Source organism: Thalassotalea fonticola (genome assembly GCF_032911225.1).
GTDB classification, from domain to species: domain Bacteria; phylum Pseudomonadota; class Gammaproteobacteria; order Enterobacterales; family Alteromonadaceae; genus Thalassotalea_A; species Thalassotalea_A fonticola.
Window position 1 is genome coordinate 3,153,571 of record NZ_CP136600.1, and the last position, 21,441, is coordinate 3,175,011.

16 protein-coding genes are annotated in these 21,441 nt (G+C 41.1%); 5 read left to right on the plus strand and 11 right to left on the minus strand.

Translation table 11 applies throughout. The features are described from left to right. Positions 1 to 196 precede the first annotated feature (196 nt). From RI844_RS12775 to RI844_RS12790, 4 genes are all read left to right on the plus strand, one after another. Positions 197 to 784 carry an RNA polymerase sigma factor gene (locus RI844_RS12775; RefSeq protein WP_348395056.1) on the plus strand — a complete coding sequence of 196 codons (588 nt, stop codon included), beginning with the start codon at positions 197 to 199 and terminating at the stop codon, positions 782 to 784. Further along, a complete protein-coding gene (locus tag RI844_RS12780) occupies positions 777 to 1,820 on the plus strand; it encodes a FecR family protein (RefSeq protein WP_348395057.1) in 1,044 nt (347 codons plus the stop codon). Before RI844_RS12775 ends, RI844_RS12780 begins: the two co-directional genes overlap by 8 nt. Before the next feature lie 220 nt (positions 1,821 to 2,040). Continuing rightward, positions 2,041 to 2,760: a sialate O-acetylesterase gene (locus RI844_RS12785; RefSeq protein ID WP_348395058.1), complete on the plus strand. Its 720-nt coding sequence runs from the start codon at positions 2,041 to 2,043 to the stop codon at positions 2,758 to 2,760. Positions 2,761 to 3,205: 445 nt separating this feature from the next. After that, complete coding sequence (locus RI844_RS12790) at positions 3,206 to 5,266, plus strand: glycoside hydrolase family 16 protein (RefSeq protein WP_348395059.1); 2,061 nt, start codon at positions 3,206 to 3,208, stop codon at positions 5,264 to 5,266. 101 nt (positions 5,267 to 5,367) lie between these two features. Here the strand turns inward: RI844_RS12790 and RI844_RS20290 are convergent, their stop codons facing one another. The 7 genes from RI844_RS20290 to RI844_RS12820 form a co-directional block, all read right to left on the minus strand. Beyond that, positions 5,368 to 5,580, minus strand: a complete 213-nt coding sequence (locus RI844_RS20290; protein WP_405054486.1) for a sulfatase-like hydrolase/transferase — start codon at positions 5,578 to 5,580, stop codon at positions 5,368 to 5,370. 59 nt (positions 5,581 to 5,639) lie between these two features. Continuing rightward, on the minus strand, positions 5,640 to 7,277 hold the full coding sequence (locus tag RI844_RS12795) for a sulfatase (RefSeq protein WP_348395060.1): 1,638 nt from the start codon (positions 7,275 to 7,277) through the stop codon (positions 5,640 to 5,642). A 2-nt stretch (positions 7,278 to 7,279) separates the two neighbouring features. Continuing rightward, entirely contained in the window at positions 7,280 to 8,692 is a 1,413-nt protein-coding gene (locus RI844_RS12800; RefSeq protein ID WP_348395061.1) for a sulfatase-like hydrolase/transferase, read from the minus strand. A 175-nt stretch (positions 8,693 to 8,867) separates the two neighbouring features. After that, positions 8,868 to 10,307 (minus strand): glycosyl hydrolase, encoded by a 1,440-nt coding sequence (locus RI844_RS12805; RefSeq protein WP_348395062.1) that lies wholly within the window; start codon positions 10,305 to 10,307, stop codon positions 8,868 to 8,870. Between the two features lie 198 nt (positions 10,308 to 10,505). Continuing rightward, a complete protein-coding gene (locus RI844_RS12810; protein ID WP_348395063.1) occupies positions 10,506 to 12,014 on the minus strand; it encodes a sulfatase in 1,509 nt (502 codons plus the stop codon). Between the two features lie 196 nt (positions 12,015 to 12,210). Next, positions 12,211 to 15,243, minus strand: coding sequence for a TonB-dependent receptor (locus tag RI844_RS12815; protein ID WP_348395064.1), 3,033 nt, complete (start codon positions 15,241 to 15,243; stop codon positions 12,211 to 12,213). A gap of 165 nt (positions 15,244 to 15,408) precedes the next feature. Next, entirely contained in the window at positions 15,409 to 16,767 is a 1,359-nt protein-coding gene (locus RI844_RS12820) for a glycosyl hydrolase (RefSeq protein WP_348395065.1), read from the minus strand. Positions 16,768 to 17,107: 340 nt separating this feature from the next. On the opposite strand from RI844_RS12820, the gene RI844_RS12825 reads away from it, so the two are divergent. Beyond that, positions 17,108 to 17,893, plus strand: coding sequence for a 3-hydroxybutyrate dehydrogenase (locus RI844_RS12825; RefSeq protein ID WP_348398352.1), 786 nt, complete (start codon positions 17,108 to 17,110; stop codon positions 17,891 to 17,893). A gap of 3 nt (positions 17,894 to 17,896) precedes the next feature. On the opposite strand, the gene RI844_RS12830 is transcribed toward RI844_RS12825, so the two are convergent. The 4 genes from RI844_RS12830 to RI844_RS12845 form a co-directional block, all read right to left on the minus strand. Next, positions 17,897 to 18,343 carry a hypothetical protein gene (locus tag RI844_RS12830; protein WP_348395066.1) on the minus strand — a complete coding sequence of 149 codons (447 nt, stop codon included), beginning with the start codon at positions 18,341 to 18,343 and terminating at the stop codon, positions 17,897 to 17,899. A gap of 53 nt (positions 18,344 to 18,396) precedes the next feature. Continuing rightward, on the minus strand, positions 18,397 to 18,954 hold the full coding sequence (locus tag RI844_RS12835; RefSeq protein ID WP_348395067.1) for a hypothetical protein: 558 nt from the start codon (positions 18,952 to 18,954) through the stop codon (positions 18,397 to 18,399). Positions 18,955 to 19,114: 160 nt separating this feature from the next. Then, positions 19,115 to 20,062: an alpha/beta hydrolase gene (locus tag RI844_RS12840; protein WP_348395068.1), complete on the minus strand. Its 948-nt coding sequence runs from the start codon at positions 20,060 to 20,062 to the stop codon at positions 19,115 to 19,117. 3 nt (positions 20,063 to 20,065) lie between these two features. Then, positions 20,066 to 21,250 carry an MFS transporter gene (locus tag RI844_RS12845; protein WP_348395069.1) on the minus strand — a complete coding sequence of 395 codons (1,185 nt, stop codon included), beginning with the start codon at positions 21,248 to 21,250 and terminating at the stop codon, positions 20,066 to 20,068. Positions 21,251 to 21,441 lie beyond the last annotated feature (191 nt).

The window sequence follows — 21,441 nt, forward strand, 5'->3', positions numbered from 1 at the left end:
CGGAAAGATATATGAATACCCAGCCGAGAAGTGAAAAATACATGATAGCCAAAACGCTAGCCAATATACAAATATAATATTTTTAATATTCGAAGTGGCGGATTTTTATTGCTCATTCGTCTTAATAAGAAGCCATAGAAAAATTGTGCTTATAAACCGCACGTTGAAAACAATGTATACTAACAAAGGTAAGTGTATGCTAACAAATTATGTGATGCCTGGAGACGGTATGTTTCATCAAATATATTTGGCCTCGAGAGAGAGTTTGCGAAGAGTTGTTGCGCGCATTGCTCCGCCAAGTGAAATTGAAGATATTGTTCAGGAAACATACGTAAGAATATGCCAGGTGAAAAACCCTGAGGCTATCACATCGCCAAAATCATTTATCTTTACTACAGCTAAAAATTTGGCTTTAGATTACCAAAAACAAGCTGGCGTACGTTTAGTTGACAGTGTTGATGACTGGACTGAATTTGAACGTGTTATCAACGACGCCAGTACCGATGAAGTATTTCAGGCAAAAGTGGCTAGTGATGAGTTTGCCGAGCTTTGTGAAGCAATTAGATTATTGCCGGTGCAATGCCGGAAAGTTTTTGTGTTAAAGAAAGTGTATGGCTATTCACAAAAAGAAATTTCCCATCAATTAGAAATTAGCGAAAGCACGGTAGAGAAACATATATCGTCCGGTACCAAACGCTGTATGCAATTTAAGCGCAACAGAAACAAGATTAACGAAGCTAAAATGAATAATTCAAAAGAAGGATTTGGAGGTGCGTATGAGTAATATACACCAATTACATCAACAGGCTGAGCAAGATGATTTAGTATTAGATCAGGCCAGTGACTGGATTGCTAAAATGGATCGTGGGTTAACCACGAAAGAATCTAAACAATTTCAACGATGGATACACATGTCACCCGAACATATGAAAGTAATGTTTGAAGTGGCGCAAATGTGGGATAAATTAGATGAGCTAAATCGCTTGTCAGACATCTTTCCCAAGTCGGCAGTAAAAGGTAATTGGTTTTCCAATCAATTTAAAGCCATTGCCGCTTCGGTTGTTTTCTTGGTATGTGTTTTATTACTGCAAACAGAGCAACTACCATTTTTGCATGGACAACAGCAGTACACTACGTTAGCAACACAATATGAGACTGAGGTTGGTGAAAGCAATACTATACACTTACCTGATTCCAGTGTTCTAGTGCTAAATACTAACAGCTTAGTCAATGTAACATATAGCGAAGAGGCTCGTACTATTGAATTACAACGAGGCGAATTGCATATTGAAGTCGCTCATAATAAATCTCGTCCACTGAGAGTATTAGCCGCAGGAAAAGTAATTCAAGCTGTTGGTACTGCATTTAATGTACAAGTAAGTGATAAGCTGGTTGAACTGATTGTGACCGATGGCAAAGTATTAGTAGACTCTCAAAATTCACTGACGCAGGAAAGCCCTATCAGTAACAGAGCGATTCCCGTTGCTAAAGGTGAAATGATTGATTTACATATCTCCTTACCGGTCGCAGAAGGTGTGGTAAAAAAAGTTGAGCAAAGTGAAATATCCTCGAAGTTATCTTGGCGTAAAGGTAATTTAATTTTTAGAGGCGACTCATTAGCCGACGCCATAAAAGAAATCAGTCGTTATAGCGATATTTCCTTTGAGTTAGCCGACGATGAACAACTCAGAAAGATTAAAGTAGCCGGAATGTTTAAAACGGGTGATATCGATGGACTGTTATCGGTATTAGAAAAAAGCTTTAACATTGAGTACAAAAAAGTCAGCGCTAAAAAAATCACCTTGGCATTAAAAGGTTAAGCCGCGATGAAACTTCGTTCACTTGCGATTAATGTATCAGGGCTCATTTCAGCTCTGATACATTTGGCCTATTTAGCAATCGAAGATGAAATCATTAGTTAAATAACAGGCAAAACTTGGCTTCTTTAAAGTTATCCTACAACCTGGCCTTTACAAAATAGTGACGTAAACTAACTTGGTTGTCCGTCACCAAGAAAAACGCAATTCCTCAAGGTTTAGCATGATTAAATTGTTCTATTTATTATTTTTCATTTGTATAATTTCTGGCTGCGCAAGCACGCACAATTCAGCAAAGCACGTATTTATTTTGTCTGGACAGTCAAATATGGTCGGTTTAGATGTGGATACTTTTTTCACTCCGAGGATTATTGAAGCATTTGGCGCTGATAATACCATTGTCGTTAAAGACGCTAAAGGTGGGCAACCGATAAGGCGCTGGGACAAAAATTGGCAGCCATCATTAAATAATGTTTCGAAAAACTATCAGGCAAAAAATAATGGTGATTTATATCAACGCTTAATTGCCAAGGTTGAACTTGCCATTAAAGATGAACAAATTGCCTCGCTGACCTTCCTATGGATGCAAGGTGAGCGTGATGCCAGAGAACAACATGGTCATTTATACCAACAAAGTTTTCTCAATATCGTTGAGCAACTAAAGCGCGACCAGGGCCAAGAAAAAATGAATGTGGTGATTGGTCGGCTGAGTGACTTTGATCTGGCGAATAACAAATATAAGCACTGGACCTTGGTCAGAGACGCGCAGGTACAGTTAACAAAACAGTTAGACAACGCCGCTTGGGTAAATACAGATGATTTAAACGATGGCCTTAACCGTCAGGGAAAAGTGATTAATAATGACTTACATTACAGCCAACAAGGCTACCAACTTTTCGGCAAACGCCTAGCTGACGCTGCAATCGCGTTGCTCAATGAATAGCAATACTATAAAACTAAAACATAGTGTGGCAAGTTGCGCTGCAAGTATACCTGGCCAGATCAGCAGCCGTATTTTCAAAACATAAATAATTTCTCAAATATTAATAAATAATCACCAAACATCTATGGTTTATGCAGCCCGGAGGATCATATCCTCCGGGCTTTTTTCGAGATCCTAGTACTCGCCCCAACTTGGAATAGATCGATCACGGTTCAAACATAATATTTTATGAAAACTACGGCGGATTTTTTCGACTCATTCGTCTTAACATTTAGCCATAAATAAAAGCGACCGAAGTTATCGGTAAACGCCGGGCTGACGTCGCAATAATAAAAAATTTCTCAAATATTAATAACTAGCCTACCAATAAGAAGGATTTCACCTTCACCGAGGCAAAACTAAAAGCCTCTTATAGAGAGGCAAAACAACTGAGGAAGAAAGTAAGATGAAACAACAAGCAACAAGTGTGATCACCGCAATAGCAATAGCGTGTGGCTCTATCAGCGCCTTGGCCGCAACCGTGGATCCACAAACCCCCGTTGACGCTCTGCCAGCATCAGAAGAAACAGGTTGGAGTTTAGAATTTACTGATGAGTTTAACGGCGCCAGTTTAGATGCAACGAAATGGAGTATCGATGTAAGCACCAAGACTCGGTCGCCACGCTGGGATCGCGGTATTGATGATTGGTGGTTTGTAGCTGAGAACGTTTCAGTCGATGGCATTGGCAACTTAGTGTTAGATGTCAGTAAATTTGATGCCAATACCATGCACACAGGTTCCGTGAGTTCAAAAAACCTTTATGAACCTACCTATGGCTATGTGGAAGCAAGAATACAAATCGCTGACAGCACCAAAGACACCCACACCGCGTTTTGGCTGCAAGGTCAGAATCAAAGCAATGTAGATGGTACCGGTAACGATGGCGCGGAAGTCGATATTTTTGAGTCCGCATGGTTTAGCGATAGCACCAAAGCGGTTGTGCATATCGACGGCTACGGCGCAGATCATCAGGCAAATACCAAGCCGTATAAGACACCTGGCATTCATAGTGGCTACCACACCTATGGTATGGAATGGAACGAGCACGTGATGAATATTTATTATGACGGCGTGTTGAAAACTCAATATGAAGGCACTTGGGTTCCGCAAGTCGCCGAATTTCTCTGGCTCTCAGACGGGGCAAGTTTTGGTGATATCGGCACCTTTAGCAGCGAACCTGTGGGTTGGTTAACCAGTGCAAAATTTGATTATGTTCGTACCTGGCAAGCAGTATCGGTTACTGACTTAGTGCTTGTTGGCGGCGCAAAAATGAACGGTGATTTCAATTCTGCAGCCGGCACTGCAGTGACCTTTGCCAACACCCCAGGCTGGTACAACCTCGGAGGTGCACAAACACAAGTTGCTACCAATAATAATATTACTTTTGATGCCAGTCAGAACCTTGTGGCCACATCCGCTCGCATTGCCGCACTGAATACCGGTTATGCTATGGTTGCAGGTGATGCCTTTGATATCAGATACGTATGGAAAGATGACTGGAACTGGGTTGATGCTACAGACAACATCAGTGTTAGCTTGTTTGTTACCGATGATGATACGCTTGCCGGTGTGCGTACCGATTTAGTCATAGATGTCTCGCCACTTTCTTCACAAAATGGTAGTTATGAAACCGTTGCTCATGACGGAATTTACACGGCGACAGCATTGGATGCAGGTAAAGTAATCTTTGTTGCCATTCAAGGGGACAGTGCCGGTTATGCCCGTGTTGATAATTTTGAATTAGTCAGACACTCTGCACCAGCAAGCAACGACGCGCCAGCGTTCACTGTGAGTCCGATTAACAAAGCCAATGCCACGGTAGATGTGGCTTACAGCGGCTCACTCGCAGGCTCGGCGACGGATGCCAACGGTGATACATTAACTTATCGTTTAGTGTCAACACCTACCTGGTTAACCCTTGCCTCGGATGGCACCTTTTCAGGCACGCCAACGCAAGCAGCAGCAGACAGCTGGACGGTAGAAGTCAGTGATGGTACAGATACGGATACAACAACATTAAATATCACGGTAGATCCAGCGTCTTCAGAACCCGCGACATTATTTAGTGATGATATGGAAAGTGCCAGCCTAAGCGCCTGGACGGTAACTGGAGATGCCAGTGTTAAAACCCCTGCCGCATATAATGGTACTTATGGTGTTGAGCTTAAAAAGACGACTATCATCGACCGCATTGTCAGCACGTTAGGTTACACTAATATTACGCTGAGTTATGCTCGTCGCACGCTGTCGCTAGCCGGCGCTGAAAACCTTAGAGTGCGTTGGAAAATACAAGGAACCGGCACTTGGTATGACCTGGAAACCCTTAATACCACAGCCTATGCGAACCATTCTAAGCTGCTTCCTGTTGCCGCGGAGAATACCAGTATCGTGATTCGATTCGTCACCAATGCCAACAAAAACAATGAAAAAGCATATGTCGATGACATTGTTGTGACCGGTGAATAATCACTAAACATCTATTGTCTATGCCGACCGGTGGATTTTATCCTCCGGTATTTTTTTAATTTTTCGGTCAGAGGTTCAAACAAAATAACCTAGATCTTTGATTAGTAATAATTATAATCACCTTTGCCTATGATAAAGGTTATATAACTGGCTTGTTGGAATAGTTCAGGAATTGTTTTCTGCTTGTTTTTTAAGGTGGTGCGAAAATTTTCTTCAGTGTCGTTACCCTCAGGCTTGTCTTGTAGGTTGTGGTGATGACCAAAACGTTGTTGATAACGACCAGTTAACAGTCCAGCCCTTGACGGACTACATATTGACGCAGAAACCTAGCCTTGGTCAAAACGACACCGGTTTCCGCTAACGTATTTATTACTTATTGAACCGTTATGCTAGTAACATCACTGACTTCCAATTCTTCGCCAATAATTTCATTTATCTGCCGACGCAACTTGACTTTTACTGGTTGATTTTTTGGTTGATAAGCAAGATTGTGCCATTCATAAGGATCATTTTGATGATCATAAAGTTCTTCCTGACCATTGGCATAACGGATATAACGCCAGTTTTTTGTTCGATAGGAATAAGTTTGTTTTGCCGGTCGCCATTCTTTCATGCTGCCACCAAAATTACCGATGATGGATAGTGCACCATTAGGGCCTTGCCACATTTGCGTTGCCGGGTTTTCCAAAAACGCTCTTAAGCTATGGCCTCCTAGCGGTAGTGCTTGATTACTTTTTTGATGATTTGCAGAAAATTGCACATAATCCGCTAGCGTTGGATAAATATCGATTAACGATACTGGATGAGCGACTTGGCGGCCATTATGTGGATTACCAGGAAGACGAATGATCAGCGGAATACGGGTACTTTCTTCCCATGGTGAATTTTTAAACAGATAGTTTTTTTCGCCCATTTGCCAGCCATGATCACTGGTAAAGACCACAATAGTGTTGTCGCGCAACTTCGGGTGACTATCAAGTTGGTTCAGCACCTTGCCAATTTGCTCATCAACAAAGCTAATGCAGGCAAGGTAAGCTTGTAAAAAATGCTTAATAGCAATTTCTCTGTCGCCCTTATAAGAAGCCAGTAACTGCTTATAATAATTCAAGCCTTTGCTGTCAGCGGCGATATTATTCTTTAGAAAGGTATCGCCGTTATCGCCGGCTAACCAAGGCGGTATGATAAGACTGTTGAGTGGAAATAAGTCAAAAAATCGATCGGGGGCATATAATGGCGTATGTGGACGGACAAAGCCAACCCCCATGAAAAACGGCGGTTTGTTTTCTTGTCGTGCCAGTTGCTCAAGCTGCTGTATTGCCCATTGTGCATGCAATTCATCTTGCGTTTTACTGCGGTTGTTATCATTAACATAACGAAAGGGCTTTTTATCCCAACCATAAACCCAGCCAATAGCGTCTTTTTCACCAGTCGATTGACCAACATCAGATAACCGACCGTAACCACCGTCGACAGCACCAATGTCACTATATGGTGTGGGCACCGTCGGTACGGCCCCCATTGTCTCACCATCGAAATAAAACGGACCATAATTATGGTTGCGATTCATGCCCCACTTTTGCCAAAGATTTTGACGCTCACTGTGCAGCAATTTACCCGTGCCTAAAGTGTAATAGCCGGTTTCATTAAAGCGCTCAACTAAGGTTTTATTATCTTTTAATCCCTTGATTTTGTAATGAGCCTCCCAACCAAAGTCTTTTGATCGATGCGGATAGACCCCAGTAAACATGCTATTACGTGACGGTTGACATACTGGTACATTCGAGTGTGCATTGCTAAAGCGCACACCACTTTCGGCCAGCTTATCGATATTCGGTGTTTTCGCTTGTGGGTGACCACCAAATATACCTTGGTAGTCGTTTAAATCGTCTACCAAAATCAACACAACATTAGGTCTGGTATCCGGTTTATTGATTTTTTGGTCCATTTCTGCGGCGAATATGCCTTGGCTAAAAACGGTTAAAGTGAGAACCAATCGACAAAGCATGTGCATAATTATTTTTCTCTATTCTTATTCTTCTTATTCTTATTCTTATTCTTATTCTTATTCTTGGCACTTTGACCTTGTAGCGGCCTAAAAACAGGATCGATCAATTCAGTCTGCCACGCTTGCATTTCTTGCTTGTGCTGTTTGAATTGCCCCTTGTTATATTTAAGCAGATTGCTTGTTTCGGCTAAATCATTGTCTAAGTTATACAGATGATCGCCCACTTTTTTAGAATGAATCGCTTTGCTGTATCCTCGACGAGTGGCTAACGTGCCTTGGTCGAAATTCCGCCAGAACAACACTTCATGGGGTAACCCGTCATCCTTTCCTGTTATGTAAGGCATTAAATTAACCCCATCTAACGGACGTTCTTTTGCAATCGGGGCATCGGTTAATCCGGCAAAAGTCGCTAAAATATCTAATGAACTTACCGGGTTGCGATAATCTACCCCAGCAGGGATTTGGCCAGGCCAGCGAACCGCAAACGGTACGTGAATACCACCTTCAAAATAGTCACCTTTGTGACCACGTAGCGGGGCATTATTAGAGGTATTTTTGCGTGGGCCACCATTGTCAGATAAGAAAAACACTACGGTATTATCGTCAATATCCAACTCTTTTAGTTTCGCTAATATACGGCCAACACCATCATCAACCGCCGTGATCATGGCCGCATAAGTACGACGGTCTTTATTGTCAATATGAGTATTGCGGTCTAAGTATTGTTTTGGTGCCTGTAACGGGGTATGCGGTGCGTTATAAGCAAGATATAAAAAAAATGGATTTTCTTGTTCTCGTTCGATAAATTTTACCGCTGCAGTTGATAACTCATCGGTTAGGTAGGATGAGGTTTCGACGCGCTTGTTATTTTCTAGTAGTTTGGTTTTGTACCAGCCAAAATTTCCTCCCGCCTCTTCAATAGAATTAAAGACTAGCTGCTCGGGAAAATATTCATGGCCACCGGCCAGAAACCCATAAAAATGGTCAAAGCCGCGGTTATTCGGATGAAATTGCTCATGGGTGCCCATATGCCATTTGCCGATAATACTGGAGGTATAACCGACTGGTTTTAGCACTTCTGAGATCATTTTTTCCGATAATGGTAAACCTGACTGGGTATCGGTTGGGTCGATTACCGGATTGCGACCAAAGCCAAATCGCCCTTGATAACGTCCAGTTAATAAGCCGGCTCGACTCGGACCACATACCGCGTATGTGACATAGCCATTGGTAAACCTGGTACCTTCAGTCGCGATTCGGTCAATGTTGGGGGTAATGATGTCGTCACTACCATTAAAGCCGACGTCGGCATAACCTTGATCATCGGTTAGTACCACAATAAAGTTTGGCTTGTTAGCGGCGAACAACTGTCCGCTACAAAGTAACAAACCAGTTAAAATTATATAGTTTAAAATCTTCATCAGTTAAGCCTGTGGGTTATTGTTGTTTGTATAGTGACGTTAACTTTAGTGACAAAGTCTCTGTCTAAATATCGAGGGACCAAAATTGTAAACATTCATCATCTGCTCAAGAAACAGATGATGAAATATTATTAACATTACACTGCATGCCGATATGATTTACATGCTTGCTAGCTTAGTTCAGTTCTTTTATTACGACATTGTCGACAAAAAACATCTCACCAGGAGCGTTACCCTTCCAAAGAACAATGCGATGCTTTCCGGTTTCAATACAATCATAGGTGAATGCTGTTTCAGTCCATTCAGTAGTAGTAGGTAGAGCAACCAACATAGTTGCGGCACCATTGCCCGGTTTCTTCAGGGCTACGTTAGTCGCTTCTGCGGGGGTGTTGTGCCACTTAGAATACAAAGATACAGAATAAGATTTACCCGCTTCCAGTTGAAAATCTTGGAACAAAGACCCGTCAGAAGCATTAACTTTACCGGCATAATTACCATCATATGGCAGGGTAACATCCATCGTTACCACGTTATTATTATAGCCACCCCAAACGTCTGCAGTTAACAACTCAAAGTTGGGGTCGACGATGATATTGTCAGGATCTACAGGTGGTAACACAGGACTTTTACCCGGTCCAGCGTTGGTATTAGGCGTATGGTCCGCATAAAATTGACCTAATGGTGTAAGAGCATCGTTTTCATCAAATAACGCTGACGGCCATAATGCGTTATAGCCCGCAGAACTTTGACTAGCACTAAACCAGCTGTAACGAAAAACATTCGCATTGCTGTCAAGAGCCGGTAATACTTCCTGCATGAAGGTTAATACTTTTTCTGGCGTATATTTGTTAGTTTCTTTTGACTCAGCGGTCCAATCGGCAACAGCAAATTCGGTGATCCAAATAGGTATGCCCCATTTTGCATAAACCTCATCAATTTTTGTTATTAATGCATCAGCGCTTGCACCACCGTAGGAGTGCATGGCGATATAATCAATTTTTAAACCTTGTGCTTGCGCTTTGGTCATAAAATCATCCATCCAGGGATTATCAACACCGACTGGAGCAGGACTCACCAAAGGAGCACCTACCGCTTCTAATTGAGTCCAGTTAGCGATTGCTTCATCAACTGTCATATTAGACTGTTCAACGCCATCGGGCTCGTTAAAACCCAAGAGGTATTTAAATTTACCATCGGCATAATCTTGTGCCAGCTCGATGACTTGCTCATCGGTTAAACTGCCACCCCATTTCATCGGCACAAATTCAACATCATCGGGTTGTTGTTCGGTGATTGTGTCTAAGCCCCAGTTATAATTCCAATGTGGTTTTACAGCGGCAACTTTATCAGACCAAGATATTGTCTTTTTAGAAAATGCTGCGCCTTTTTTCTCGGCTGGCTCAGGTTCTGGCTCAGGTTCTGGCTCAGGTTCTGGCTCAGGTTCTGGCTCAGGTTCTGGCTCAGGCTCTGGCTCAGGCTCTGGTTCAGGCGCAGGTGCTGGAACTGGTTCTGGCTCTGGCAGAACTTTTTCATTTTTTGCATCATCAGCACCACAACCGGCCAGTAAGGTGCTCGTGCTTAATGCTGTTAACATTAGCAAAGTTGATATTTTCATTGCTCAATTCCTCTTTCGTTACTTGTTGTTTTCGTTGTTTTTATTAATAAATTACAGCTACATATTAGTTTTGTTATTACTAAAATTTGGCTGCACTAATTTCGCGGAAAAATATTCCACAATTTTTTATTTGTGCTGGTATAAATTATGTAGCCTAATCTCTAGCAGAAGATTACTGACTAGTTTTAATAAACGTCATTAGAACTTTGGTTGCCACGGTTTTTTATTGCTAGATTTCTCTTTGAGAAACTGGGCATCAACCTCTTGATACCATTGCAATAATAACCGATATAACTCAGTCACTTTTTCTGGTTTTTGCGCCGATATATCGTTTTTTTCTCCGAGATCTTTATCTAGATCGTATAGCTGCACAGCACCAGTTTCTAAGCGCTGTATTAATTTATATTTGCCTAAACGAACCGCTGATGCAGGCAAACCGCCTTGATTGCTATAGTGTGGATAGTGCCAAAATAATGGTCGCTCAATTGTGGCATTTTCATCTAACAATAATGGCAATAAGCTCTGACCGTCCAGGTTAACGACTTTGGTATCAGTTAGGTGATAAATTGTCGCAGGAATATCCATGCCAATAACCGGAGTGGATTGCATGGTATTCGCCTTGCTCATCCCTGGCACTTTAATCATTAACGGTACCTTGATGCCGCCTTCGTAGATCCAGCCTTTACCTCCCCTTAGAGGTAAGTTACTGGTCGGCAAACCTTCTGAAGTTGCAAGACCACCATTATCAGAAGTAAAAATAACCACGGTGTTATTAGCCAAGCCCGCTTGTTCAAGTTGAGCTAATACTCGTCCGACATTGCTATCCATTTGCTCGACCATTGCCGCGTATGCTGGTTGGTTCTGTACTTTTCTTACTTTGCGAACCGTTTGCAGTTGTGGCAGAACTTGTTCTTCTTGGCCAAATTCTTGTTGCTCGGTTAACGTGCGTGTCAGTTGTTGATATTTTTCTATCGAATGCTGTGGTGCTTGTAATGGCACATGCACAGAATAATAGGAAAGCACGAGTAAAAATGGCTTATCTGCTGCGCTCTTTAAGGTATTAATGGCTTCATTGGTTAAACGTTGGGTTAAATGTTCACCCTTTTCACCTTGTACTAACCTTGGATTTGAATAAGGAGCGAAATAGCCGCCTTTAGGAGAGCCGGCAGCCCAGCCGGCAATATTAGTATCAAAACCTTGGTTTTCAGGCCAAAGTTTTTCGTCTTCACCTAAGTGCCATTTTCCAATAAAGGTCTTTTGATAAGATTTCGGTAAAGCCTCTGCTATGGTTAGCGCTTCTTTGGGTAAATAATCAATACTATTAGCAACCTGATAGTGACCAGTAAGACGTTTGCCGTTTTTATGATGAAACCAGTCTGTTGCTTTCAATCTCGCCGGATTTACGCCGGTCATCAAGGCAACACGCGATGGGCTGCAAACCGGATTGGCGGCATAACTGTTAGTAAAATTGACGCTTTGCTGAGCAAGCTTGGTCAGGTTGGGGGTCTGATAAAAACTGTCGGGATTATTCGGTTCTATATCCATAAAACCGAGATCGTCGACCACAATCACTAAAAAGTTCCAAGGTTTTTCATTTATGTCATGAGTTTTATTTTCAACCGCTTTAGTTGAAACAATACTGAAACACAGCAAAGCCGATAACAACATGCTTATAGGTGTCTTTTGCAAGTATTTTATCGATTTCAATGGACTCTCCATATAGATGCGTCAGCACAAGCAGCAACAGGATTTAAATGACTCATGTTAAAACTCTTTTGATTACACTAAGAACAAATAAAGCAGAATTAAAGAAAAGGAATAGATAAATTTTGCGATAACATGAACGCTATTCCTTTCCTCAAAACCAGCCAAACTGCACTGGTTTTGAATCATTACTGAGACATTAGAAACGATAAACAAGACCTAAGTTATAACGACGGCCTGACTCAGAAAGATAGTTATTCATATCTTCATATTTCAAGTAACGTTCACTCACCGAATCATTCAAGTTAATAGCAGAGAAGTTAAGTTTAAGGTGCTTGTTAAAGCTATAATTAACGGTTAAGTCTAATTGGCCACGAGCATCTTCATATTCAGGTAATGCTGGTATTGCATTCCAACCAAGTAATACCGTTTGACGCTTAATATACTCAGAACGCCAGTTATAAGCTAAACGCACACTAAGACTTTTATCGTCATAAAATGCCACTAAGTTTGCACTGTCTTGTGATAAACCTTTACGGCCAATTGAGTCGCCTTCATCATCTTTAATTTTGCTCGGCTCATCGGTATAAGTATAGTTTGCACTCACCCCTGTATAAGACAATAAGCCTGGTAGCGAATCAAAGGTATGAGTAAGACCTAACTCTACACCTTCCAGTGTTGTGCCTTCAGCATTTTCTAAACTATTAACACTCCATTTTTCTTGGTCACCATTTGGTTTTTCGATCCAGATAGTGGTTCTATCCTCAGGTAACTGACGGGCAATAGTCGACTCAATATCCTTATAAAATAGTGCCGCTGAGAACATACTGCTGTCGCTGTAGTACCATTCAAATGATAAATCGAAATTAGTGGCACGAACGGGATCTAAGTCTGGATTTCCAGATTGACCAGTGCCAACAAAGCCATCTTCAAGATCATCCTGATAGGTTAACTTCAATGATGGTGAAATCGCGGCTAAACCAGGACGAGACATCACTTTTGCAGCAGCAAATCTTAATACCATTTTCTCATTTAAGCCTATATTAAGGTTTAAACTCGGTAAAAAGTCATCATACTCGCCACGTATGGTGGCCCAGTCAACTGTGCCGCCAACATCTTTATAACCTGATGAAATAGTTTCCGTTTCAATATAGCGACCACCAACATTACCAAACAAAGTCATACCTGAGAATATTTCAGTATAAAAGTCAGTACGTATATAGGCGGCTGAAGTTTTTTCGGTAACATCAAAACGAGCGCCTACGGTTTCAAACATAGGAATACCATTAGCGCCGATAGCTCTCATTGGCGCAAGGTTAAATAAATCAGTGTAATAATCACTGCCACACTCAGTTGTTGCCCATGATTGTGGCACGTTGCCAGAGAAGTTATCTAATTTTACACCTTCGGTAGAAAAGCAGTCATCTTGAAGCTGTTGTGCAACTTCGGTTTGAGTCATACCACTATCAGCAAAAAGATCATCACCATTAGCTGCAGGGTCAACGGACAAACTTTGAATATGAACAGCTGTATTAACAACATTGCCATCTATATCTGTTGCCGAGTTTGTCGACTTTTGGCTTTTATTGATGTAAGAAATTTTGCCAAAACTACGTTCCGCTTTACGGACACCAACTTTAATACCAGTGAAGAAATCACCATCTAAATCTAAGGTAACATCAATTTTAAATGACTCATCATCTTGTTCAGTGTCATCAGCATTACGTTGCATTTGAAAGTAACTTAATTTGCTTTGTTCTAGACTGGTTGGATCCATTATTTCATTTAATGGGCCATTACCATAAGGTGAATCATATGAGGTATATGTACCTAAATCAGTACCGCGCAAGTCAAAACTTGTAACGCCTGCCCAATCATTACCGTTAAATTGGTTATTTTGATCATAGTCGTAACCCATATTTAACTGGGCTTGCTTGGTATAACTTGAACCTTCAGAAGTAGAATATTCAGCCGAGACATTTAAATCATCGGTAATTTGAATATCACCGCCAATAGTAAACTTCTCTGACTCACTAAATAATTCTTTTTCTGATGGAGCACCACCCATTCGAATATTTGCACCAGAAATAGTTCCGGCATCATAGAGATGACGTTGAATACCATCTGCACTGGTACCAAGGGAAGAAAAGTTTTGGGCAAAACCCATGGTTGGCATGGCATTAGTAAAAGCGGTATTAAATTGGGTGCCGCTATCTATTTGTTCACCATCAGTGATGGTGGTATCAATGAAAAAGTTCATCTCATCGTTTGGTTGCCATTGTAAAGTGGCATTTAACGAGTCACGAGTAACCTCAGTATTTTTAACGTAAGAACGGAAACCGCCAACCATATAATAGTTATCATTAGCGTCGATAACGCCGTCCTTATTAACATCAATAGGCGCGGTATCTAAGCGGTGAGTATCGTAATTAGTATTTTTAAACGGCGATTTAGCGCCAGCTGATTGATCTACCCGATACCAGTTACCTGGGGCATCATCCCAATCACCACCACCAAAGGCTTCTGTACGTTTATGTGATTCTTTACGAGCTACGGTTGCTAAAAAGCCAAAATCACCAAGAGCGGTATCACGCCAGTTTTTAGCTCCAAAAACGCTAAAATCAGGTGAGGTTTCTTCTGCTAGCTCGGAATGTTTTGCTTTTGCTGTTACAGATAACACGCCATCTTTTTGAATGCCTAATGGACGACGGGTTTTTAAGTTAATGGTCCCCCCTAAAGAGCCTTCAATACGATCAGCAGTAGAAGCCTTCAATACTTCAATACCTGAAAATAACTCTGAAGGTAAATCTTGGAAGTTAACACTACGGTCAGAGCCGGTACCAGAGGAAGTTTGACCGTTAATTTCTACGTTGTTATTTGAAATACCACGGATTTGGACAGTAGAGCCTTCACCATCAGCATCACGAGTCATTTGAATACCAGTGACCCGTTGTAAGGCTTCAGCAATGTTTTCATCAGGTAACTGACCAATATCTTCTGCTGAAATGCCATCCATAATTTCAGATGAAAAACGTTTGTCATTCATTGATTGCTGAATACTGCCACGAACACCTGTAACAGTGATAACTTCTACTGCGTCTTCTTTATTATTTTTTTCCGCTGTTTGTGCTTCTTCTGCTGCCAATAATGGCATTGCACTAACACTAATCGCTAACAAACAAGCTTGACTTACCGTTGTCAGTTTGAATTTTTTCATATTATCTTTTTGCATAATAAACTCCCCTCTGTAATTACATTGTGTTTTAGGCTTACATTTCGCTGTTACACGCCTGTAATTACATAAATTTAATCTTAAACTTTAATTGCCATTACTCTTGGTTAAAGAGAATGAACTCAAATTAACTGGTCAATTAACTGGTCAATTAACTGATAATGGTTATTCAACTTCTAAGAGAACAACTTCATCTAGATAAAAGAATGGCGGTGTACCACCAGCATGCCAAAAAACTACTTTATACTCGCCGGCACCTGCTGATGCAGCAAAGTTATGCTCAGTTGCAGCCCAATCACCGTCGACAAAGTTGATATCTTCAGCGAAAATTTTAGTGCCACCTTTCTTAACAACCGCTTTCATTGGTGCTGTACCGGTGTGCCATCTCGCGTTATAAGTCAGTTTGTAGGTTTTATCTGCTTCTAAGTTAAAGAACTGAAGTAAAGAGCCATCTTGATTTTGGTTAATTCGGCCAAATTTAACACCATCGGTTGCTTGTATCTCTGCGGTTTCTATCTGACCTGAACGGTTGTAACCTTCCCATGGCGCTAGAGTTGCGTCTTCAAAATGGCCATTAATAATAAGGTTGCCTGGTACTAAATCTACAAGAGGAGGGGTTTTACCGCCGCCAGCATAACCATTCGGAGTATGTACTGCATAAACTTCACCTAAAGCCGTAATGGTAGTTGCACCTGTTTCCATATCACGGGCATCAAATAAAGCCGATGAGGCTAAATTGTGAAAATTATCAGCCGCTGCGTTAACACTAAACCAGCTATAGCGGAAAACATGTTCATTTTCATCTAGTGCTGGTAAAACCGCTTTCATGAAATCAATCACTTCTTGATCACTGTACTGGTTCTCTTCTTCCGTAGTTGCAGTCCAATCAGCAACAGCAAATTCGGTGATCCAAACCGGCTTACCATAAGCGTTATATACTTCATCAACCTTCGCTAAAAAGGCACCAACATCAGTGCCGCCATACCAATGCATAGCAACATAACTAACTTCATTACCGCGCGCGGTCATGAACTCTTGCATCCAATCATTTAAAGGATCAACTGTTGCAGGGCTAACCATAGGAGCGCCAACAGTGACTAATTGGTCCCATATAGGTAAAGATTCTTCAACACTTAGATTTGCCTGGTCTTCACCATCAGGTTCATTAAAGCCTAGTATGTATTTAATATCACCATCTGCGTAAGCTTGGGCAAGGGCAGCTAATGCCTCGTCACTTAATGCCCATTTCCCCCATTGCATTGCAACGAACTCTATGCCATCAGGTTGAAAAGAAGCACTTTTGGTTAAGCTCCAGTCATAGTTCCAATGTGGCTTAAGATCTGCAGTTTGATTTGACCAAACTAAATCTTTATTGCTAAAAGCTGAACCTTTTTTAGTCGCTGGAGTTTGATGTGAATATTCTTCTTCATTCGATTCTACTTCCGCTTTGGAGCCATCCCCCCCACAACCTGTTAAAAATAGCGTCATGGCAAATAAGCCAGATGATATTGTTTTAATATTCATAGCGTTCATGTTCCTATCGATCATTTTCATTACCTTATTTGTAATACCTGTTACAGCTGCTACCTTGCTTGTTTTATTATTTTTCTCAAATATCATCATGTTTGGTAAATTAAGCTCAGTAAATTTTGATTCCCGTTTGTACGTTATTTTGTCGTACAGTAATTAAAACGATTGTGAAAAAAATTTCCGCCATATAAATTTAAAAATAAGTTAAAAATTTGTTAACGCTACGTTTGAATAAACGCGTTTTAAGGAAGCTAGCTGGTACTAAGGTGCTAAATATTTATTGTTGTTTTTTAGTTAGAGTTGAAGTTGAGAATTTCAAACAAGGCAAAAATTGATGACACTAAAAGGTAAGGTTTCGCTAATAACAGGCTCAACCAGTGGTATAGGATTAGCTACCGCACATGTTCTTGCTGAACAGGGGATCAACTTAGTATTACATGGTCTTGCCAGTGACGCCGAGGGCAATAAATTAGCGCAGCAGTTTCAACAAAATTACGGCATTGAAACTCTGTTCGACAATACCGATTTAAAAGACGAAACCGCGTTAATTGCCTTTATGGATAATGCTATTGAGCAGATGGGTGCAATCGATATTTTGGTCAATAATGCCGGGATACAACACACCGAGAGTATTGACACTTTTCCTGCCAGTAAATGGAATGATATTATCGCGATTAACCTAAGCGCCGCATTTCATACCATGCAAAAGTCAATTCCTAAAATGCGAGAACAAGGTTGGGGCCGAATCGTTAATATTGCTTCCGTTCATGGCTTAGTTGCCTCTGCCAATAAATCAGCATACTGCGCAGCAAAGCACGGCATTGTCGGTCTAACCAAAGTCGCTGCACTCGAATGCGCAGAACATGGTATTACGGTTAATGCTATTTGCCCTGGTTGGGTTGATACACCACTGATTAACAATCAAATAAATGCTATGGCTGGCAATGATAAATTAACCGTAAAACAGGCAAAATATAAATTAATCACTGCCAAACAAGCATTACCTGAAATGACCGACCCTTTGCAGGTAGGCGAATTAGTGCTGTTTTTATGCAGCAACACTGCCCGTACAATAACAGGCTCGGCAATACCTATTGATGGTGCATGGACAGCCCAGTAACATTTACTCTATTAGTTTTGTGAATTTGGCGATACTACCTAGAGTTTCTGCATCTTTAACAATATGAGCCAATAATCTATCTATGGTCGGACTCCCTGCCGCAGGTGCCGTACCAGAATGTTCTGCTGAAAAAACATAGCCTTGTACATTTTCGCCGGCACTGTCTTTGCCTTGTGCCAGTAATGCGGTTAGTTCAATAGTATCTTGATCGACTCCCCACTGTACTTTTGAATGGTAACCTATCTTAGGTGCCGGTAAATCTTTGATATCTTCTGGGTTAAATTCCGATTTCATCGCCGCCATCATCAGTCGTTTAGCAATAACTTCAGAAATAACGTAAACATGTCCAGCTCCCTCTCCTTTGCTATCAACAGAGCTGACCGTTCCTGAACAAGCAATTAAAGAGAAAGATAACAGTAAAAAGCCAATAGTTTTAAAAAAGAGTTTCATAATATTCTCTATATTTTCATGTGTTAATATTGTGCTAAAAAAATTCTAAAAATTTATTCACAAAGGGCGCGTACTTTCACCATGGCATGATCGATTTCAGCATCAGTTGTGGCTGCTAGTACCGTTTGTCTAGCTTCTTTGCATTGTTGGGCTTGTGATTGCTGTTGCTCGACCACTTCCTCAGAAGAAAGTGCTTTATGGCCTGATTGTAAACAGAAGGTAGAGGATACCGCCCTAATGTTGGTGTGATTGTCATCAGTTTCGATGGCGACGCAGCGACCTTCGCCAATCCCCCCCTCTTCCATAGCTATTTTCTTTTGTACATCATTTACGTCTATGGTGTATAAAAACACCCGTCGATCGCCTTCTATAATTGAAGTGATTGCAAACCCTACCGCGGCACCATCTAAAGTCGCCTGAGTATTGTTGCCAATTGCCATCCCTAACGCGCCGCCGATTATTGTGTTTTGTAAAATATCAGAATCGGCGGTGGTGATGAGAACCGATTTTACATTGCCATAGCTGATTTGGTGCTGCTCATTTGCCAAAGCATTAGCAGACCATGCAAGTGCTAAAGTTTGCATAATCATTAAACAGAGTATTTTGATCATGTACTCTCCTTATTTAATCAGGCTTAACTAACAAAATTGCCAAGGGTCATAAGCCACTAATATATATCAATAATAAAGTATAGAGAGGAATCCAGAATAGGCTAGGCAGGAATGAAAAACAGTTAATAAGCTAACTGCGAATCTACGTTATCCTTATGTGCTATGCTGTTTTGGATAAAAAATTCGCTATCGAATGGTAAGTTTGTTGGCATTCTTCCTCTACCAGAGAATACAACAACATATAGGCGTGAATCATTCCCTCAAAATGTATGCTTTCAACCTCAACACCTGCGTTTCTAAGCGCTTGGCCATAGGCTACCCCTTCATCTCTTAATGGATCACAACCACAGGTAAACAATAAGGTTTTTGGCATAGTCTTAGCGAAGGCCCCATTTAAAGGAGAAACCGACTTTATAAATTCATCATTAATCGTATTATTTTGAAAATACTGTTCGAAATACCATTTTATTTTTTCTTGTTCAAGCAAGAAACCCTGACCATTTTTATCCATAGAAGCACTACTCATCGAGTAGTCGACACTGGGGTAAATTAATATTTGTTTATCAATTTTCAAATCGCTATTTGTTATACTGCGCTGAGTCAGTGTGGTGCAAATTGCCCCGCCAGCACTATCACCGGCAATATAAACTTGCTCACAATATGCCATGTCAGTAAGCAGCTCTTTATAACGCATTAGTACTTGCTGGCAATCATCTATGCCGGCAGGATAAGGATGTTCAGGTGCTAAACGATATTCGACACAAATTACAATGCATTGACAAATACTAGCAAGGTTACGACTGACAGGGTCGTACAATTCAACGCTACCGCACATATGGCCACCGCCGTGATAATGAATCAACACCGGTAATTGTTTTTCTGGTGCTGGATTGTAAATAGTTACCGGAATTTCTCGGTTGTGCGCTTTTAAATGCCTATTAATAACTTTGGCAATTTTGGGGCCTTGCGGCATAAACGCCGACAAATTATTTAAATTTATGCGCGTTTGTTCTGGCGTAAAAGTAACGTTATTACTTTTTGCCTCACTGATTGCCGCATTCACTTGTACTAAAAACGCTTCTAACTTTGGCGACACTGAACCGCGCATAATTTATTCCTTGATTTCTTTAGGTTCGGGCAGAAAAAAACTGCCAAAGAAAAACGTTGAACTTAATGCCGTGATCATTATCAATGAGCCAGTATAATCGCCATTGTTGGCATCTACCAGTTTGCCAAACACCCATAATACTATCGTTGCGACAAGATAACTGCTAGACCAAAACAGACTGAAGATCACGGTAATTTTTTGTTGATTCATCCGCGGCAATTCGTGTGGAATGGTAACCAGTGCGGTAACCGGAAAGAAGATAAAAAAGCCAAGCACAATGGCTGAAATTGATTGCACTAAAGCGTTTGCGCTAAACGACAACCCTATAATGGTTATCACCATCATCAAGCCCGAGAATCGGATCACCGGAATACGTTTGGGGAATTTTTTACTGTAGAGAATGCCGGCAATGGTACCAATAATACCAAAACCTATCACCCATTTGCTCTCGCTGATGCCGGCTTTTGGGTAAAAGGTAAATAAACAAATATAAAACGCCAGTAAACCCGAATAAGTAAACGCATAAGCCCAGTTGAATTTGTCTTTAAAGCCGTCAAGGTAACTGTAACTGGTAGATTCCTCGCTTTCTTTCTCTCGATTCTTGCCATTTGTAGCTTGTGAATCTGTTGTATCAAATTTAACCAGTAACCAAGCCACAGCAAGCACTAAACTGGCTAAAGAAAATATCAGCAAACTGGTTTGCCAATTTCCGGTGAGTTCATTGAAATCACTCATTGACCACAAAATTATTGCCGTACCTACATTAAATGCGACCGCATTAATCCCATTAACCGTTGGCCGCTGTTCGGCATCAAACCAATGCATCACGATAGGGTTAAAATAAACAATCATGAACGCACCGCCTAAGCCCATCAAAAACCGACTTAGCAATAGCACTTCATAATTTGTCGCAAAAGGGGTAAATAAACCAAAGGTTATTAATGCACAAGCAATGAAAAAAGCCTTTTTGATGCCCATTTTAATCGCCAGCCAAGCCGCGGTAAAGGTACCCACAATTTTTGCCAAAGTGACAGAACCACTAATAAAACTTGCCGATGCCAGGCTATCAATCTGCATTGCCGCCATGATTTGATTCATGCTCGCAGTACCACCAACCCATGCCATAGCAAAAAGAACATAGCTAAAGAAAACAATGGCTTCGACAATATATTTGTTACTGATCTGCATATATGCTAATTTCAAAATAAAGAATAATTACTATTCAGATTACCTTAAGGTGTCTTATAAATAAGTACTACCTTAGTGCACTATCGGTTAAACTCTAGCGTGTTATTCTGCTTATATACCTGTCAAAGAAGCGCTTGAATAGCGACGTGTATAGGAATTACTATCATCGAGTAAAAATCGATGCCACATTG

Bases quoted from the DNA above. Each gene is read 5' to 3' on its own strand.
- RI844_RS12800 (WP_348395061.1), bottom strand. From the start codon at position 8,692: ATGAAGATTTTAAACTATATAATTTTAACTGGTTTGTTACTTTGTAGC.
- RI844_RS12840 (WP_348395068.1), bottom strand. From the start codon at position 20,062: ATGCGCGGTTCAGTGTCGCCAAAGTTAGAAGCGTTTTTAGTACAAGTG.
- RI844_RS12845 (WP_348395069.1), bottom strand. From the start codon at position 21,250: ATGCAGATCAGTAACAAATATATTGTCGAAGCCATTGTTTTCTTTAGC.
- RI844_RS12795 (WP_348395060.1), bottom strand. From the start codon at position 7,277: ATGCACATGCTTTGTCGATTGGTTCTCACTTTAACCGTTTTTAGCCAA.
- RI844_RS12820 (WP_348395065.1), bottom strand. From the start codon at position 16,767: ATGAATATTAAAACAATATCATCTGGCTTATTTGCCATGACGCTATTT.
- RI844_RS12785 (WP_348395058.1), top strand. From the start codon at position 2,041: ATGATTAAATTGTTCTATTTATTATTTTTCATTTGTATAATTTCTGGC.
- RI844_RS12780 (WP_348395057.1), top strand. From the start codon at position 777: ATGAGTAATATACACCAATTACATCAACAGGCTGAGCAAGATGATTTA.
- RI844_RS12805 (WP_348395062.1), bottom strand. From the start codon at position 10,307: ATGAAAATATCAACTTTGCTAATGTTAACAGCATTAAGCACGAGCACC.
- RI844_RS12815 (WP_348395064.1), bottom strand. From the start codon at position 15,243: ATGCAAAAAGATAATATGAAAAAATTCAAACTGACAACGGTAAGTCAA.
- RI844_RS12825 (WP_348398352.1), top strand. From the start codon at position 17,108: ATGACACTAAAAGGTAAGGTTTCGCTAATAACAGGCTCAACCAGTGGT.
- RI844_RS12830 (WP_348395066.1), bottom strand. From the start codon at position 18,343: ATGAAACTCTTTTTTAAAACTATTGGCTTTTTACTGTTATCTTTCTCT.
- RI844_RS12790 (WP_348395059.1), top strand. From the start codon at position 3,206: ATGAAACAACAAGCAACAAGTGTGATCACCGCAATAGCAATAGCGTGT.
- RI844_RS12835 (WP_348395067.1), bottom strand. From the start codon at position 18,954: ATGATCAAAATACTCTGTTTAATGATTATGCAAACTTTAGCACTTGCA.
- RI844_RS12775 (WP_348395056.1), top strand. From the start codon at position 197: ATGCTAACAAATTATGTGATGCCTGGAGACGGTATGTTTCATCAAATA.